This is a genomic window from Novosphingobium sp. (genome assembly GCF_031424035.1).
Taxonomy (GTDB): Bacteria; Pseudomonadota; Alphaproteobacteria; order Sphingomonadales; family Sphingomonadaceae; genus Novosphingobium.
In genome coordinates, this window is the sequence record NZ_JANPGP010000112.1 from 1 (window position 1) to 17,490 (window position 17,490).

The window sequence follows — 17,490 nt, forward strand, 5'->3', positions numbered from 1 at the left end:
TTGAATGTTTGCCGGCGGAAGAGTGGCGTGGCGCGAAGGCATGTTCTTGCGGCCACAACATTTTCAGCAGCAGGACCGGTTCAACGACTGGAATCTTAATCTGCGCATTGAAGGCAGCCATCCCTATCCTTGGGGAATTACCGAGCTGCAGATCGATGAATCGATGGCCCCCCTGGGTAAGTTCGCCGTTTCACGCTGTTCAGGCGTGTTGCCGGACGGAACGACGTTTTCGTTCCCGGACCAGATGCCCCTGCCGCCGCCGATCGACCTGCCCGCCGATTCGCGCGATGCCATCGTCTATCTGACCGTTCCGGCAACGCAGATCGGCTCGGTCGAATTTGCCGAGAGCGACAGCGCCGGGGCCGATGTCCGCTTTCTGGTCGACGAACACGAGGTGGCGGACAGCTTTTCGGGCGAGCGTGTGCGCGAAGCGGTGGAGTTCGGCCGTCCGAACCTCAACTTCGGCGTCACCCGCGACCAGACCTATGGCCGCGTCTGCCTCGGCCTTGCCAAGGTGCGCGAACTTCAAAACAAGAAGCTGATGTTCGATGATCGGTACATTCCGCCGACGCTGGACATCCGCTCGAGCCCCCAGCTCAAGGGCTACCTCAACGATATCGCCAACCGCAGCGACCAGCGCTCGCAGGAACTGGCGCTGCGCGCGGTTGAGGCGACCGATGGCGGCGCGGAAACCTTTGCCAGCTTCCTCCTGCTGCAGGCGCTCAACCGCTGGGGCCCGCTGCTGCGCCACCTTGAGGCGCTGCCTTCGGTCCATCCCGAGCGGCTCTACGAACAGCTCGTGTCCATGGCGGGAGAGATCGCCACGCTGGCCCGGCCAGAGCGCCGCGCACCGCCCTTCCCGGCCTATGATCACGAAAACCTGCAGGTCACTTTCGAACCGGTGATCGACCTGCTGCAGACCATGCTGGCCTTCGATGCGCCGCGTTCGGCAATCCAGTTGCCGCTGGAACAGAGCGAGCCGGGGTCTTTCGTTTCGGTGATCCGCGACCATGCGCTGTATCAGTATGGCTATTTCTACCTCGCGGTGAACACGGCCGGCAACCTCGAGCAGGCGCGCGCGATGTTCCCCAACCTCGCCAAGGTCGGCGCGGGGCAGAACATGCACGCCATCGTCCATGCCTCGCTGCCGGGCATCCCGTTGCGCCACACGCCAACCCCGCCGGCACAGCTGCGCGTGCTGCCCGGTTACGTCTATTTCGAGCTTGATCGCGGCGTGCCCGAATGGCGCGATTTCGCGCGTGCCTCCGCGCTTGGGCTGCATGTCGCCGATCCCAATAATATGCTACCCAATCTCAAGATAGAGCTGTGGTGCGTCAAGAGGTCCGAGCGATGACCGGAAGCGACGACAACAACAACGGCAACCGCACGGTCTTTCGGCCATCGCCGTTGCAAGGCCTGAAACCCGGCGGAACCGAGCTACGTCAGGGCGGCAGCCCGCTGGGCGCGCCGGCTGGATCGGGCGTTCCCGAACGACCGTTCGGCAGTCCGCTCGGCTCGCCGATGCCTCCGCCGCAGGAGAATGCCGGCTGGGGCGCGGCCAACCCTGCCGCGCCTCCGGCGGGCGGCTATATGGCCAATGCCGCGATCAACCCGGCGCGCTCCCTCCTTTCGGACGACGTGCCCAAACCGCAAGTGCAGCAGCAGGTCCGCAACGGCCTGATGCTGGAAGCCGGACCGATCCTCGCACTCGCGGCAAGCATCCGCTGCGGCCGTGCCCGCGCGCCGCTCGAACAATTCCACGCCAAGGCGACCGAAGCCGTCGTCAATTTCGACCGCGCGATTGCCGGGCTCTACCCTGATGAAACGCGCCAGCGCGCCAAGTATGCAGTCTGCTCCGCGCTTGACGATATCGTGCAGAACCTGCCCGGCGCCGAACAGGAAGCCGCCAGGTGGGCGCGCAATTCGATGGTCGTCCAGACCTTCCATGAAAACATCGGCGGCGACCGCTTCTGGCAGCTGGTCGATGACATGCTGGCCCGCCCGGCCCAGCACGGCGAACTGATCGAACTCTATCACGCCTGCCTCGCCGCCGGCTTCGAAGGCCGCTTCCGCCATCTGCCCGATGGCAAGCGCCGCCTGCATGAAATCATGCAGCAGCTCTATTCGGCGATGGACCATTCGCGCAGCCTGTCAAACCAGGTGCTGGTGCAGAACTGGACCGGCGAAAAGGCCCCGATCCAGAAGGTCGGCTTCCTCAGCTACATCGGCCTTGCCGCGGCGGTTGCCGCCGGCGTGCTGCTCGCCACATTCATCATCCTGCTACTGGTGCTGAAGGCAACGGGAGAGGAATCGCGCATCGCCATTGCCCAGGTCAACCCGACCGAGCGGCTTTCGCTGACCCGCATCGGTGCCCCCATGCCACCCCCTGCAGCGGGCAGCCAGTCGATGCGCTTCAAGGAATTCCGGGCCGACGAGATCAAGCAGGGTCTGGTCAAGGTAGAGGAAGACGCCTCCACCGTGCGCGTGCGGACCACGGTCGGCCAGCTGTTCTCATCGGCGTCCGACCAGCTTGAACCGGGCCGCGAGGCGCTGTTCCAGAAGATCGGGCAGGCGCTGGAAACCGAAAAGGGCAAGATCTCCATCGAAGGCCATACGGACAGCGATGCGATCAAGTCGCTCGCCTTTACCGACAACGTCGCGCTGTCGGGCGCGCGGGCAAATACGGTGGCGCTGCTCATCGCCAAGAAGATCAGCGACCAGTCACGGATCGAGGTTCAGGCCTTTGGTGACAGCCGCCCGATCGAAAGCAACGACACGGCAGCGGGCAAATCGCTCAATCGCCGGGTCGAAATCGTCATTCCACGCCAGAATTGAGGCCACAGATGGCGAAGATCAAATCCTTCTTCACGAACTGGTGGACGGTATCCGTCCTCATAACGGTACTGCTGCTGCTGGTCTTCGGTCTTGGCCTGCCACTGGTGGCCGCGCCGTTCCGCATCTGGTGGGTGCGCTGGCCGCTGGTCGCGCTGATCCTTGGTGTCTGGGGCCTGCTGGCCTTCCTCCGTGTGCGGAGCCAGAAAAAGGCGCAGGCCGAACTGGCTGACGGCATTGCGCAAAGCGCCGGAGCCGGGGCCAATGACGGCGAACAGCGCCTGCAGGCCGAACGCATGGCCGAGGCGCTGGCCAGCCTCAAGACGGCATCGGGCAAGCGCAAGGGCTATCTCTATTCGCGGCCGTGGTACGTGATCATCGGCCCGCCCGGCGCGGGCAAGACCACGGCGCTGGAAAATTCCGGCCTGCGGTTCCCGTTCAGCGATCAGGCGATGAAGGGGGTGGGCGGCACCCGCAACCTTGACTTCATGTTCGCCGATGAAGCCGTGCTGATCGACACGGCAGGGCGCTATACCAGCCAGGATTCCGATGCCGCCGCCGATTCCAAGGCGTGGCACAGCTTTCTTGGCCTGCTCAAGCGCAACCGGCCGTTGCAGCCGGTCAACGGCATCCTCGTCGCGATTGGCGCGGACGAATTGCTCAAGGCGGACCGCGCCCAGATTGATGCCCATGCCGGCGCCATCCGCCGCCGCCTGATGGAAGTGCGCGCCGGGCTGGAAGTGGCCGCGCCGGTCTATTTCATGATCACCAAGGCCGACCTTATCGCCGGCTTCATCGAATTCTTCGAAGACCTTGACGTCGAAGGCCGGCGCGCGGTGCTGGGCCATACCTTCTCGTTCGCCAAGGGCCTGCCCAAGACCGAAGACATCACCTTTGCCTTCGACGACATCTCGCAGGCGATCAGCGATCGGCAGGCCAAGCGCTTGTCCGAAGAAAACGACGCCATGCGCCGCAGCCTGATCCTCGGCTTCCCGGCACAGGTCAACACCCTGCGATCGCGGCTGGTCCGGCTGATTGAAGGCGCCTTCCCGGCCAATGATGTACCCGGCGGCGTGCTGCGCGGTGTTTACCTGACCAGCGGCGTGCAGAACGGCGCGCCGCTTGACCGGCTGCTCGCCGGGGTTGCCGACGTTTATGATCAGCCCAACACCGCTGCGGTGGGCGGCAGCGGCAAGACCTATTTCCTCAACCGCCTGCTGGGCGAAGTCATCTTTGCCGAAGCGGGACTGGTCCAGCTGGATCCCTCTGCGCGGCTGCGGCTGCGCTCGCGCCTTACCATGGCGCTGGGCGGCATCGCGGCTATTACCCTGCTTACGCTCGTCCTCTGGGGCATCAGCACATGGCGCAACATGACATTGCAGGACGAACTGACCGCGCAGGCCACTGAAGTGCAGAAGCTGATCAAGGACCGCGGGCTGGACATGCGGCAAGTCAGCGCCAGCGATGCCAGCTTTGAAGAAGCCCTGCCCATTCTCGACAAGCTGCGGACCCTGTCGCAGGGCTATGCCGATCAGCAGGCTGGCGGACCGCCGCTGCTGATGCGCTTCGGCCTGTTCCAGTCTGGCCACGCCACCAATGCCCGCGAAGCCTATATGGACGCGCTCCGCCGCATCATGCTGCCGCGCCTGCTGCTGCGTTCGGAAGCGGCGATTCAGGAAAACATCGCCAATCCCATGCAGGTCTATGAACCGCTCAAGGTTTACCTGATGCTGGGCGGCAAGCGGCCCGGCGGGATCGAGAAGGCTTCGGTCAAATCGTGGGTGCAGAACGACTGGGAAGCGGTTTCGCTTGCCGGGCCTGACCGCGCCGACACGCGCAAGCGGTTGGCGCTGCACCTTGATGCGATGCTGGGCGATACCGACCTCAACCTGGCGTGGCAGAACCGCACGCCGCCGATTGACAACAACGTGGTCCAGGCGGGCCGGGTGGCCTTGCAGAACATCACCATCGCGCAGCTGGCCTATGCCATCCTGCGGCAAAAGGGCATGGCGCAGCAGGGCGCGAACTGGACGGCAGCCTCGATCCTGACCGGCGGCGATGCCGTGGCCTTTGCCAATCCCGATGCCGTGCTGCAATTGCAGGTGCCCTATTTCTTCACCCGCGACGGCTTTGAAAAGGTTTACCAGCCCGGCATCCTGACCGTGCAGAAGAACCTTGAGGATGACCTTTGGGTCTTGGGGCAGGAGGCCAATACCTCGTCGATCAACGCCCAGATCTCGACCGTGCGTCCGGGCGTCGCGGCGGCCTATGCCACCGAATACAACGCCCAGTGGGAAGGCGTGGTCAAGGCCATGGTGCCGGCTGCCTATTTCAGCGATCTGTCCGCCTTCGGTGCCTTCACCAAGTCGCCATCGCCGTGGAAGCAGATGCTGCTGGCAGTGCGCAAGAACACGCTGTTCACCGGTGGGACGCAGGCGGCAACCAATATGGCCAAGAATGCGATCACCCAACGCATGGGCAACGCCGCGCAGGTCATGCCCACCGCCAGCGCGCAGACTGATGCCGGGACCGAAATCACCCGCGCCTTCAAGGACCTGCACATCTACGTCGGCGATGGCACCGCCGCTGTCGCCCCGATTGACCAGTTCATCGATGCTGTCCGCACGGCAGGGCAGGCGGTTCTTGCTGGTCGGACTGCAACCGTCGGCGGTGCCGGCGACATGATGCAATCGCAGATGGCGCAAGGCACAGCCGGCGTGCAGGCGGCCGGGGCCACCGCGCCGGCCATGCTGCAATCCTTCGTCAGTGAAACTGCCAAGGGCGGCAGTTCCGCCCAGACCTCAGCGATACAGGGAGCGGTATCGCAGGCCTATGCCACCACAGTCCTCCCGGCATGTCAGGGGGTGGTCCAAGACCGCTACCCTTTTTTCGCTGCGGCACCGGCTGACGCAGACCTGCGTCAGGTGGTGCAATTCTTTGGCAACGGGAGCCTGATGGACACCTTCGTCCGCGACCGGCTGGCGAAGATGATGGTCACCAGCGGCCCGGTGTGGCGCTGGAACATGGACGATCCGGTGGCCGCGGCGCTTGATCCCGGCAGCGCCGAACAGTTCGCTGAAACGCCGCTGATCCGTGACCTGATCGTCACCGGCCTGCCGTTCAAGATCGGCCTCGTCAGCCTTGGCGGCGGCGCGGATGCGGTCGAATTCAGCGCGGGCGCTTCGCCGCAGCGCCTGATGCAGGGTGACCGTTCGGAAAAGTCGATGCAATGGCTGCCCCAGGCCAGCGCGCCCGAAGCGCACATTGCCTTCTTCACCGCCGGGCAGGAAGTCGATAGGCTGGAGCAGGAAGGCCCATGGGCGATCTTCCGCCTCGTCGATTCCGCGCCGCAGACAAAGAGCAGCGACATGCAGTTTGTCGCCAAGTTCACCACCCGCAAGGGTATGTCAGCAGCGCTGCGCTTTACCATTTCCGGGACGAGCAACCCGTTCAACCGCGGCGGCATCTGGTCTTTCCGCTGCCCGGCAACGCTGTGACCGGCGCGGTGATCTTCGGCAAGCTTCCGGCCCACGGCGATTTCATTTGCCGGGGCATGACGGCTGATCAGCAGACCGAATTCGATACGGCCTTGTCCGGGTCGGTCCAGGCTGCCCAGCAACGCTTTGGCGAGGGCTACCGCGACGGGTTCCTCTCCGCTCCGCCATGGCGCTGCGTCATTGCGGCGGGCGGCAGCTACCTTGGCGGCGCGCTGGCCCCGTCGATGGACCGCGCCGAGCGACTGTTCCCGATCTTCCTTGCCCGCCAGAGCACCTCGCCCGGCGAAGCGGCGGCGGGTGCCCGGGCCTGCGAAGACCTGCTGTTCCGCGCCATCCCGGAAATGTGGCCGGTCGACCGCCTGATGGCGGAAGCAGAGGCCTTGCCAGGCGCATGCGATGGCGATGCAGAGGCCGCGACTGAACCCGGCGAAGGCTGGTGGCTTGACGGCGGAGAGACCCTGCCAAGCCCCACCCCGCACCTGTCCGGAACGGTTCCGGTCAGCTTGATCGAGGAAATGATTGCTGTGACTGGGCAATTGGCATGACGGCGCGCGAATACCGGCTCGACTGGCAGGCGAGCACTGACACCGGATCGGTCCGCGATCATAACGAGGACCTGTTCGCCGTCGTGCCCGACCTCAAGGTATGGGTCGTCGCCGATGGCATGGGCGGCCATTCCGCCGGCGACTGGGCGAGCAAGCAGATTGCCGAGTCCTTCTCCGAACTCCCCGATTGTGAGGGGCTGGAAAGCCTGCTCGAAGCGGTCAGCAATGCCATCCACAGCGCCAATGCCACGATTTTCCAGCGCGGCGTTTCGGAAGGCAAGACGATGGGCTCCACCGTCGTCAGCCTCGCGATTTCGGGTGACGCCTTCGGCATTGTCTGGGCCGGCGATTCGCGCGCCTACCTGCTGCGCGGCGGCGAACTGCTGCAGCTGACCACCGATCACACGCAGGTCCAGGCCATGATTGCGCGCGGCATCCTCCCCCCGGAAGAGGCGGAGAGCCATCCGATGTCGCACGTGCTATCCAAGGCCGTGGGCGTAGAGGATGCGCTCGAGCTGGAAGGCATCACTGACAAGTTCCATTCGGGCGACCTGTTCCTGCTGTGCAGCGACGGACTGCACGGCGTGCTGCATTCGGGCGAAATCCGCGATATCCTGCTTACATCGGAATTCACGGCAAGCGCCGACCGCTTGATCGAACGCTGTCTTGAGGTCGGGGCGAAGGACAATGTTACGGTGATCGTCGTCCAGGCGCATGAACGCACTCAGCTCGTCTTCGGGTCGACCGCCGAGCCGCAGGAAGGGGCCGATCTGTGAGCGGTTCCGACAACGATCCACCCGAAGATCCCAAAACGATCTTCGCACCCTTCACCTCACCGGGAACGAGCGTGCCGGGCCATGGCGAGAGCCAGCCGCCCGTGTCTGCTGCGCCGCCCCCGCCGTCGTTCTCACCGCCACCGCCGCCCCCGGCTCCACCGCCTGCCCCATCACCTACCGGCGAGAAGCCGCGCGATGGTCAGTTGCGTGTCGGCGACGTGCTCAACCACATCTACGAGGTCCGCCGCTTCATTGCGCGCGGCGGCATGGGCGAGGTCTATGAAGGGGTTAACGTCAACAACCCTGACGAGAAAGTGGCGATCAAGGTCATCCTGCCCGCGCTCGTCGCCGATCCCAATGTCCAGGCCATGTTCCGCAAGGAAGCGACCACGCTGACCCGCGTTTCGCATCCCGCCGTGGTCAGTTACCGCCTGCTTGGGCAGGACCCGCAGCTCGGCATCCTCTACATCGTCACCGAATATATCGAGGGCACGAACCTCAGCGACGTATTGGCCAAGGTGCCGAATGACGCGCAAAGCCTGACCGGGCTGATCCGGCAGTTGGCAGACGGACTGCGCGTGGCCCACTCGCTCGGCGCGGTCCACCGCGACATTTCGCCCGACAACGTCATCCTTGCCGGTGGCAACATCAACCAGCCGCGCCTGATCGACTTCGGCATCGCCAAGGATCTCGACCCTGGCAAGGCGACGATTGTCGGCGATGGCTTTGCCGGCAAGCTGACCTTCGTGGCGCCCGAGCAGCTCGGCGATTTCGGCCGCGACGTTGGTCCGTGGAGCGATGTCTACAGCCTTGGCCTGGTCATTCTCGCCGTCGCCAACCGCCGCAATGTCGACATGGGAGCAACGCTGGTCGATGCCGTCGATCGGCGGCGGCAGGGCGTGGATGTCAGCGGTGCGCCGTCATCCTTGCAAGGCGTGCTCGCCGGCATGGTCCAGGCCGACCCGCAAAAGCGCCTGCGATCAATGGCTGACGTGCTGGACGCACTCGACCGCATCGGCAGTGGCGCCGGCCCGGCCCCCACACCCCCGCCCGTGGCGGCCAAGGCGGAAAAGCCGGCGCGCGAAATGCCGGCTTGGGCGGCCAAGGCGATTGCCTTTGCCAAGGCGCGGCCTTTGCCTTTTGCTGGCGGAGCGATCGGCGCATTGCTCCTGCTTGGCACGATCTGGGGCTTTTCCGGTGGTGACGACAAGCCGCAGGAAGCCGCTGTGGCCGCCGCTTCGGTGCCGCCGCAGGACCGGGCGCAGCAGGCGCTGGGCGCAGTCTTGCCCGGGCTCGACTGCACCTGGCTGGATGTGCAGCAGATGCAGGTCGAAGGGGACAAGGTGACGATCGCCTTCAAGGGCGTGGCCGGCAACGGTGCCGCCGCGCAGAAGGCGATTTCGGACGCGCTCGTCGCGGCCAAGCTGGACGTTTCCGCGATCAGTTTCGAAAACGTCATGCCGGCTCCGCAATCGGTCTGCACGCTGCTCGATGCCTATCGCCCGATCAAGTCGCAACGCGGGGGTGACATCTCATCGGATCAGCCGCAGTTCGAACGGACGGCCCAGGCCGAAATGAACGGCGCCGTCGTGGCCATCCCGCAAATCCGGCTTTCGGCGGAGGTCATGTCCGGCAATCTGGTGCTAGGCGGTATCGATCCCGATGCTGCGGCAACAGCAGGCGTGTTCGCCAAGTCGATAGAAGAAGTGCACGCCCAGCTTGGCCCGGGAATGGGCACGCGTGAGCCTGACGGTTCGGTGACCCTGAAGGTGGAACAAGGGAATGACGGCCTTGTCGGCCTGCTGGTGATCTTCGGAAAATCCCAGATCCCTGCCGATCAGGTCATGCCATCGCTGACCAGCCGCACCCCGCAGTGGCGCGACGCCTTCCTCGCCAATGCCAAGCGCGAAGGGTGGCAGGCCGACATGGTCTGGTTCCGCATCGTCAATCAGGAACCCGATACCGCGCCAGCCGCTGCGCCAGCCACGCTCGGCCAGCCAACGGCCGGACCCGCCGCTGCTCCAGCGCCTGTCGCAAAGCCGACCGCCGTTCCCGCAGGCTGATTACCCGCGCAGCAACCGCTGTGCGGCGATCAGTTCCAGTGCCTGATCGAGGGTGAGGCCAGCCACGTGCGGCAAGTCCTGCCACAGAGGCTCAAGGTCACTCCTGCCCCGCGAGCCATCAAGAACGGCGATCAGGCCGCGCGCGGCTTCGTCCTCCAGCGCCATCTGCTCGAAATGCAGTGTCGTGACGTGCGGCGAGCCAAGCGCAATCTGGGCGCGGACCAAGGCGCTGGCCTCCGGCCTTTCTCCCGCTGTCAGGCTGAACGGCGCAGGGGCATTCGAAAGGTGGATCAGGCCCATCGCGAACAGGCGGAAAATGGCTTCGAACCGCGCCGGATCGTCACCCAGTTCGCTCAGCGGACGATGGCGCGGCCAGCCTTCGCCCAGGGCCAGCAACCAGGCCGTCAATCCTTCATCGCGCAGGGCAAATTCAGCGCCGAGAACCTTTATCCCGCCATCGCCATCGGATTTGAACTGTCCCGCCGCGCTGAATTCAGGCAGGCAGGAAAGGTCGGGCCGGCGGGCGGGCGAACGCCCTTCGCGGATGAAGATCGACTGCCGGAAAAAGCGCATCGCGGCATAGTCGTCATCCTGCGCGCACCGCAAAATGGCCTGAGTGCTGGTGTCAGCATCGTCTGGCGCATCCTCGGCCAGAAACCCGTCACGCAGGCGGTTGCGCCCGGCATCGGCGAGGAATTCCAGCCCGCGCGCGGCGGCATCCGTGCTGATCCCGGTCAGTGATACCGGCTCGAAACATTCGCCCAGTTCGTCATGGAACAGAACGGCATCCGGCCGCCCCAGCATGGCCTCGGCTTGCGCGCGCATGGCGAGCACCACGGCGTCGTCACCATCCTTGCGCTCGGCGTAGCGTTCAAGGAAGGCGCGGGCAGCGACGATGCGGTCCTCGATCGCTTCGACATCCTGCAAGGCATGAAGCAGCATGTCGCGCATCACGCGGCGCACATGGCCGCCCGGCATCGCGTTGAAACTGATGAAGGCGAGGCCATCTGCAGAAAGCGCCCGACCGACAAGGTCCAGCGTCGCCTGCTGCACGACCGGCGGCACCCAGGCATAAACCCCGTGCGCGATGATGTAATCGAAGCTCCCCGGCTCCATGTCGCGCGCAAAGTCGAGAATGTCGCCTTGCTCGACGCGCACGTTCGCCATCCCCGAAGCCGCCACCAGCGCCTGCCCGCGCTTCACCGCTTCAGCGGACAAATCAAAGCTGACAAACTGCGCCCCCGGCCAGACAGCAGCGAGCGCAATCGCATTGAACCCGTCGCCCCCCCCGATCTCGAGCACCCGCGCCTGTTCGAAAGCCGGCGTCGCCAGCCCATGCAGCCGGGCGATGAGCGCCAGGTGATCCGGATGGGTCTGCGGAAAAGTCGCCGATGGATAGGCGACCGAGTCATAGGATGTGGTCATTCGGGCTTTCTATTTGCGAAACGACGTTTTGGTGAAAGGCAATTCATTCAGCCTGAGTAATTGAGACTTGGGTGACCTGACCATGCCAAAGCCATCAGAACTCCGCCGGAATTGAACCACAAGCGAAATGTTTCCTGCTTTGTCCCAGTAGCATTTTTCTCTTTCACTATCGACTTGATATTAGGTTTCGCGCAGCATGCATTCTTCGCAATCTGACTGTTGGGGCTGAAACGGCATGAGGATGAAGATTCGGGAATCTGTCGGCAGGGGTGGCAAGAACCGTCCGGCAGATGTCGCCATTGTTCAGGACTTGTTTCGGCGCAACGCCCCGGGATCGATTTCTGCCGCCATCCCGCCCAGACAGCGGAATTTCCTCGCCGGGACTCTTCTTGGCCATTCGGATTTTCGCACGGCAAATTCGACCCAGCCTATGGCGTCTGTCGATTACTATTCAGGAATTCCTGAATCGTTGGGTTTCGGGCTGCCACTTTACATGTCCGCCAGTTTCACGACCGCGCCCTTCCTGACGCAAACGATCGATGGCCTCATTTCCGACGAGTTGATTGTCCGCATCGAAAAGTTCCAGCGCGAAGTCATGCGAACGAAAGTCGTCGATGGCCTCATGGGTCCGACCGGGCCCACCTTTGCGCGCCTTTACGCAATGGCCCCGGCAATCAAGGAGGACGACCTGTTTGGCAGTTCGAGCGCGGTGCTGGGTGCCACGCTGAACACCGACATGCTCAAAGACAGGTACCAGAAGCAGTTCAGCGACGTGGGCGTGGACGCCATGATCCAGCTGGCAACGCGTCTTGCCGGCGATCCGCGTGTCTCTGATGTTCGCTGGGCGGCATACATGCTGGCAACGACCAAGCACGAGACCGGCCACACCTTTATGCCGATAACGGAAACCGGCGGGGCCAACTACTTCAAGAAGAAATACGACGTTGAAGGCAACAATCCGCAGAATGCCAAGGACCACGGCAATACCGAGCCCGGTGACGGTGCAAAGTACTGCGGGCGCGGCTTTGTGCAGTTGACCTGGAAGAACAATTACAAAAGCCTGGGCAAGAAGCTGCTCCTCGGCGATCAGTTGGTCGACAGCCCTGAAAAGGCCCTGGAATACGATATTGCTTTCGACGTCATGGTCTACGGAATGACTAACGGCAGCTTCACCGGGGTCGGACTCGGCCGATTCATCAACGACCTGAAGTGCAATTACGTCAATGCTCGCAAGATCATCAACGCCTTGGACAAGGCTGAAGACATTGCCGCCTATGCTGAAGCATTCGAAGTGATGCTCAGGGTAGCCTTGCGGTGAAAAGAGGTGGTACCCGTGCGTTGGGGGCAGCTTTCCTCGCTGCGCTACAGGTCTTGGCACCGCAATCCGCCGTGCTTGGAGACACTGCGCCCAGCCGCCAGGCCGCCAGGCCGCAAACTCCGATCTTTGCCATGGTTTGGGGCAGCAAGGACCTCAGAATCCATGACACCAGAAGTGCCCGCGCCGTGTTCTCGCTGTCGGCATCGCTTCGCGCCCAGCACAAGGGTTCCATTGCCCGCCGAGCGACCGTGCGCCATTCGATCAGCTGGGCGGCGCTTACCGGGCCTTACCTGTCGGTCAGAGACGAATCGTTTCTTGATCAGCCGCAATCCGCCCATCCGGGCGGCGAGACGACCCTTAGAACTTACGACATGACGAAGCCAGTGGCCCGCCGGTCGCAACCTATTTCGCTCATTGAACTGGTGCCGGCACCTGCAATCAACGAAGCACTCCGCCGCGATCCATTTTTTATAGCCCATGCCCGCGGAGAGACCGGCGAAGGCCTCGACGCGGCGCTGGAAGCCCTGCGGCGCGGAGAGGGCACGGCCTGCTATTCCGTACCTGATGACATCCTGCGCCGTTTCTCGATTGTCGGCACGCGGCCCGGCAAACTGCTTGTGCGGATCGGCCTGCCCGGAGGAGGTCCCTGCCGCTATGACCTCACCCAGATCGGGCTATTGCTTCCGGCGCGGGAAAACCCGGGCGCGGCACATGCGGCCAGCGGCAATCTGGTTATCGATCTAGGCAGCGCGAAATGACGTCTGCCGGCGGTGTTCCATCCCGGCCTGACAGGCACCGCTGTGCGCAAGGCTGCCGAATTGCTTCTTGCCGCGCCAATCGCAATCGCAATTGCAAATGAGCGCGGCTCCAAGTTGGAGCTGAGTCTACTCTTTTTCCTTGAATTCCTTGTCTTCATCAAATTTCTTGAAAATCTCATCAAGTTCCATACCGGACTTGAGATAGATTCTTATGACAAGCATGCAGGCGACAAGGGCCAAGGCGATAGGAACTGCGATAAACGGCATAGCTATTTCCTTAGGCGATATTATTGAATTTGGTTTTCAGGGTATCGACGATCATATTGGCCTTAGTCTTGATCGCATATTCCTCAATCAACTTGCTTGGCGACAGCCTTCTCTTTCCAGGATCACGAGCGAAGCGTGTTGTCGCATCATAGGCGGCCTCAACGATGACAGTGGGTATGCTTACGCCGAATTTCTTCTTCATGATGATCTTGCAGGCCATGATCGCATCTTGTCGTTCTGACATGGGATTCTCCATTAAAAGCTGATTTTCCTATCACCCGAACTTATAAACAAACCCATCCCCCTCGACCGTCACGTCGAGCGTTTCCACGACTTCGCCGCCCATCTGCTTTTCGAGCAGCTTGACCGAAATGTCCGGCAGCATCGAATTGGTCAGGATGGCATCGATCACGCGGCCGCCGCTGGCGACTTCGTTGCAGCGCGAGACGATGAGGTCGACCACTTCCTGGCCATAGCTGAACGTGATGCCGTGGTTTTCCTGGAAGCGTTTGACGATGCGGCCCATCTGCAGGCGCACGATGCCTTGCAACATGGAGGGCGACAGCGGGTAATAGGGCAGCACGATCAGGCGTCCGAGCAGCGCCGGCGGGAAGGTCTTGAGCAGATCGGGCCGCAGGGCCTGAGCCAGCGCCTCGGTCTCGGGCTTCATTTCCTCGTCTTCGCTCATCGTCGTGATCAGCTCGGTGCCGACATTGCTGGTGAGCAGGATCAGCGTGTTCTTGAAATCGATGAAGCGGCCTTCGCTGTCATTCATGAAGCCCTTGTCGAAGACCTGGAAGAACATCTCGTGGACGTCGGGGTGCGCCTTTTCAACCTCGTCGAGCAGGACCACCGAATAGGGCCGCCGCCGCACGGCTTCGGTCAGCACGCCGCCCTGGCCATAGCCGACATAGCCGGCTGGAGCGCCCTTGAGCGTCGAGACGGTATGCGCTTCCTGAAACTCGCTCATGTTGATGACGATCAGGCTGTCATCGCCCGAATAGAGCAGTTCGGAGAGGACATGCGCAGTTTCGGTCTTGCCGACGCCTGACGGGCCGCAGAGCATGAACACGCCAACCGGCTTGTTCGGGTTGTCGAGCTTGGCACGGCTGGTCTGGATGCGCTTGGCGATGGCATCCATCGCATCGTCCTGCCCGATCACGCGAGTTTTCAACTGGTCGGCAATGGTCAGGACCGAGGCGATCTCGTTCTTGACCATGCGGCCGACCGGAATGCCGGTCCAATCGCCCACGACGCTGGCGACGGCATCGGCATCGGCGACGCCAAAGACCATCGGCGCATCGCCCTGAGCCGCCTTCATAGCGGCAATCGCCGAATAGAGCCCGGCCTTGAGCTCCGCTGTATCGGCCACAGGCGCGGCCTCCGCGCCTTCTTCCGCGCCTTCTTCTGCGGGAACCGTAGCTGCGGCTGTCAGCGCATCGCGCGCCGCCTTCACGACTTCCAGCGCGGCCTTCTCTGCGTCCCACTTGGTCTCGGCCTCGACGCATTCGGCGCGGGCTTCGATCAGCAGTTCGTCGATCTTGGCGACACGGTCATCCTCGCGGTACTGGCCGGCCTGTTCGCGCGCGGCAATCTCGCGTTCAACCTCAAGCAGTTCGACCCGTCGGCGGCGATCCTCGACCTGCGCGGGCACGGCGTGTTGCGAAACGGCAACGCGCGCACAGGCGGTATCGAGCAGACTCACCGCCTTGTCGGGCAATTGCCGTGCTGGAACATAGCGCTGTGACAGCTTCACCGCCGCTTCCACCGCTTCGTCGAGCAGCACGACATCGTGATGCTTTTCCATCATCGGCGCGACCGAGCGCAGCATGGCCACAGCATTGTCGGTATCGGGCTCGCCCACGTCGACCGTCTGGAAGCGGCGGGTCAGCGCCGGGTCCTTTTCAAAATACTGGCGGTATTCGGCATAGGTCGTCGCGGCGATGGTCCGCAGCCGCCCGCGCGCCAGCGCCGGCTTGAGCAGGTTCGCGGCATCGCCCGTACCCGCCTGTCCGCCGGCCCCGACCAGCGTGTGCGCTTCATCGATAAACAGGATGATCGGCTTGGTGCTCGATTCCACTTCATCGATGACCTGACGCAGGCGCTTTTCAAACTCGCCCTTTACCGAGGCTCCGGCCTGCAACAGCCCGATGTCGAGCGAGCGCACGGTCACGCCCTGCAGCACCGGCGGCACATCACCATCGACGATGCGGCGGGCAAAGCCCTCGGCCACGGCGGTCTTGCCCACGCCGGCCTCACCAACCAGGATCGGGTTGTTCTGGCGGCGGCGCAGCAGGATATCGACGACCTGACGGATTTCGGCATCGCGCCCGACAATCTTGTCGATCTCGCCTGATCTGGCCTTTTCGGTGAGGTCGATCGAGAACTTGGCAAGCGCCTCGCCTTCGCTCACCGGCCCGCCGCCGGCATCGCCGCCCGCCGAACTGACGGAGGAAGGACCGGTATCGACTTGCGTGGTCTCGATCGACGAAGCGCAGATATTCTCGAACTCGGCGCCGAGTTTTTCGACCTGCATCTTGCGGAATTCGGGCGAGATCGCGAACAGCGCGTTCTTCAGCGTCGGCGTCTTGAGCATACCGAAGAGCAGGTGCCCGGTCCGCACTCGGCTCGCCGAGAATTGCAGCGAGGCATAGAGCCAGCCCTTCTCGATCGCTTCCTCGATCTGGGGGGAGAAATCCGAAATCGCCGAAGCGCCGCGCGGCAGAGCGTCCAGCGCCGCCACAACATCGCGTGCCAGCTTGGTATCGTCGACCGCGAAGGCCGAGCGGATCGCCGCAAGGTCGTTGCGCGATTCCTGCAGCAGCACGTGCAGCCAGTGGATCAGTTCGACATAGGGATTGCCCCGCATCTTGCAGAAGCTGGTGGCAGTCTCGATCCCTTTGAGCGCCGTCGGATTGAGCCGTCCGAAAAGTGAAGCGCGCGAAATTTCCGTCATTGCTGTGTCCCCCTGGTGCGTGATCCCGCGGCTTCGCGTTTTCTAGTGCGCGAACCGCGGCGCAAATGTGCGTCGCTGCGAATTGGTTTGTTGGTGTCCTTGCCGAGCCAACTGGTCCAGCCGAGCCGCCCCTTGCCATCAAGCTTGATGGGCGGCGCCTGCGTGCCGGCAATCTCTACCGCGAGATCCCATTCAAGGTGGCTCGGCGCGAAGGCATCGAGCGCCTCTGCCGCGATGGCAAAGCGCTTTCCCGGTGGCATCAGCGACAGGTAATCGCGGTGAGACTGTGCCCGGATGACCACGCGGAAGGCATCGGTCACCGTACGGACCTGCGATCCGAGAATGGCATCGGTGCCCAGCTCGCAAAAATCGCGGCCCAGCCGTGACCGATCGGCCGGCTCGATCGATTGCCAGCGCGGCTGGAATTGCTGGATGACCAGCGGCTGACCCAAAAGATGCGATAGCGCGTCCTGCAAACCAATGGCGCTGCGGCGCGAGGCGAAGAAACCGGCATAGTGCAGCCGCGCCTGCGGTGGGAACGCACTGTCCGTCTGCGCGCCATCATGTGCGCCTGAAAGGGTGGCGATATAGTTGGCAAAGCGGTCATCGCCCGGCCGGTCAAGATAAGTCACCGGCTGGCTATCGGCCCAGGCGCGGTAGAAGAATTGCAGCATCCGCCCTGAAATCAGGTCAAGAAACCGCCCGAACGGCCGCCCTTTGGCATAGCGATTTTCGTACTGCGCATATTCGGTGAGGTGCATGGGCAGCGCGCCCATCGGCCCGAGAAGGCCCAGGGCATAGTTCGATACCGATGCCCGCCCGCGCTTGACCTCGATCGAAGCGACCGTGGCTGGCGAGAACCCCTGGCTGGGACTTTGCCCGATCTCGACGATGTCAGATTTGGGCAAGCGGGCGCGGCCGATGCGCGGCAGCTTCGGCGCAAGCGCCTCGAACCGCCGGAGCAGCGGAAAGAGCCCCCACCGCTTCACCGCTGGCTGCGCGGTGGCGACGTAGCTCAGATGGTGTGCTGTCGGCCGATCCGCGGGGGCCATT

At 63.3% G+C, this 17,490-nt stretch carries 13 protein-coding genes; 8 read left to right on the forward strand and 5 right to left on the reverse strand.

Going from position 1 to position 17,490, the window contains the following annotated elements; translation table 11 throughout:
- The first annotated feature begins 40 nt into the window (after window positions 1-40).
- Genes tssK through RMO89_RS15225 form a run of 6 tightly spaced genes read left to right on the forward strand, consistent with a single transcriptional unit; the run spans window position 41 to window position 9,713 of the window.
- Window positions 41-1,354 (forward strand): type VI secretion system baseplate subunit TssK, encoded by a 1,314-nt coding sequence (gene tssK / locus RMO89_RS15200; protein ID WP_409035562.1) that lies wholly within the window; start codon window positions 41-43, stop codon window positions 1,352-1,354.
- Window positions 1,351-2,835 carry a type IVB secretion system protein IcmH/DotU gene (icmH, locus tag RMO89_RS15205; RefSeq protein WP_310534153.1) on the forward strand — a complete coding sequence of 495 codons (1,485 nt, stop codon included), beginning with the start codon at window positions 1,351-1,353 and terminating at the stop codon, window positions 2,833-2,835. The genes tssK and icmH overlap by 4 nt, the downstream gene beginning before the upstream one ends.
- A gap of 8 nt (window positions 2,836-2,843) precedes the next feature.
- A complete protein-coding gene (tssM, locus tag RMO89_RS15210; RefSeq protein WP_310534155.1) occupies window positions 2,844-6,329 on the forward strand; it encodes a type VI secretion system membrane subunit TssM in 3,486 nt (1,161 codons plus the stop codon).
- Window positions 6,330-6,337: 8 nt separating this feature from the next.
- The gene (gene tagF, locus RMO89_RS15215; protein WP_310534171.1) at window positions 6,338-6,874 is read left to right on the forward strand and encodes a type VI secretion system-associated protein TagF; all 537 of its coding nucleotides are present in this window, start codon (window positions 6,338-6,340) and stop codon (window positions 6,872-6,874) included.
- On the forward strand, window positions 6,871-7,650 hold the full coding sequence (locus RMO89_RS15220) for a protein phosphatase 2C domain-containing protein (protein ID WP_310534157.1): 780 nt from the start codon (window positions 6,871-6,873) through the stop codon (window positions 7,648-7,650). Before tagF ends, RMO89_RS15220 begins: the two co-directional genes overlap by 4 nt.
- Window positions 7,647-9,713 (forward strand): serine/threonine-protein kinase, encoded by a 2,067-nt coding sequence (locus RMO89_RS15225; RefSeq protein ID WP_310534158.1) that lies wholly within the window; start codon window positions 7,647-7,649, stop codon window positions 9,711-9,713. Before RMO89_RS15220 ends, RMO89_RS15225 begins: the two co-directional genes overlap by 4 nt.
- Here RMO89_RS15225 and RMO89_RS15230 read toward each other — a convergent pair whose 3' ends face one another.
- Window positions 9,714-11,138 (reverse strand): class I SAM-dependent methyltransferase, encoded by a 1,425-nt coding sequence (locus RMO89_RS15230; protein WP_310534159.1) that lies wholly within the window; start codon window positions 11,136-11,138, stop codon window positions 9,714-9,716. It abuts the gene before it with no gap.
- 493 nt (window positions 11,139-11,631) lie between these two features.
- Here RMO89_RS15230 and RMO89_RS15235 point away from each other — a divergent pair, with 493 nt between their 5' ends.
- Together RMO89_RS15235 and RMO89_RS15240 are read left to right on the forward strand one after the other, a co-directional pair.
- Entirely contained in the window at window positions 11,632-12,456 is an 825-nt protein-coding gene (locus RMO89_RS15235; protein ID WP_310534161.1) for a glycoside hydrolase family 19 protein, read from the forward strand.
- 53 nt (window positions 12,457-12,509) lie between these two features.
- Window positions 12,510-13,214, forward strand: a complete 705-nt coding sequence (locus tag RMO89_RS15240) for a hypothetical protein (protein ID WP_310534162.1) — start codon at window positions 12,510-12,512, stop codon at window positions 13,212-13,214.
- A gap of 126 nt (window positions 13,215-13,340) precedes the next feature.
- On the opposite strand, the gene RMO89_RS15245 is transcribed toward RMO89_RS15240, so the two are convergent.
- From RMO89_RS15245 to tssG, 4 genes are all read right to left on the reverse strand, one after another.
- Entirely contained in the window at window positions 13,341-13,481 is a 141-nt protein-coding gene (locus RMO89_RS15245) for a hypothetical protein (RefSeq protein WP_310534163.1), read from the reverse strand.
- Window positions 13,482-13,491: 10 nt separating this feature from the next.
- Window positions 13,492-13,725 (reverse strand): hypothetical protein, encoded by a 234-nt coding sequence (locus RMO89_RS15250; RefSeq protein WP_310534164.1) that lies wholly within the window; start codon window positions 13,723-13,725, stop codon window positions 13,492-13,494.
- Between the two features lie 30 nt (window positions 13,726-13,755).
- Window positions 13,756-16,437: a type VI secretion system ATPase TssH gene (gene tssH, locus RMO89_RS15255; RefSeq protein ID WP_310534165.1), complete on the reverse strand. Its 2,682-nt coding sequence runs from the start codon at window positions 16,435-16,437 to the stop codon at window positions 13,756-13,758.
- Window positions 16,434-17,490: type VI secretion system baseplate subunit TssG (gene tssG / locus RMO89_RS15260; RefSeq protein ID WP_310534167.1), on the reverse strand; the 1,057-nt coding region annotated here is incomplete at its 5' end. The genes tssG and tssH, both read right to left, overlap by 4 nt.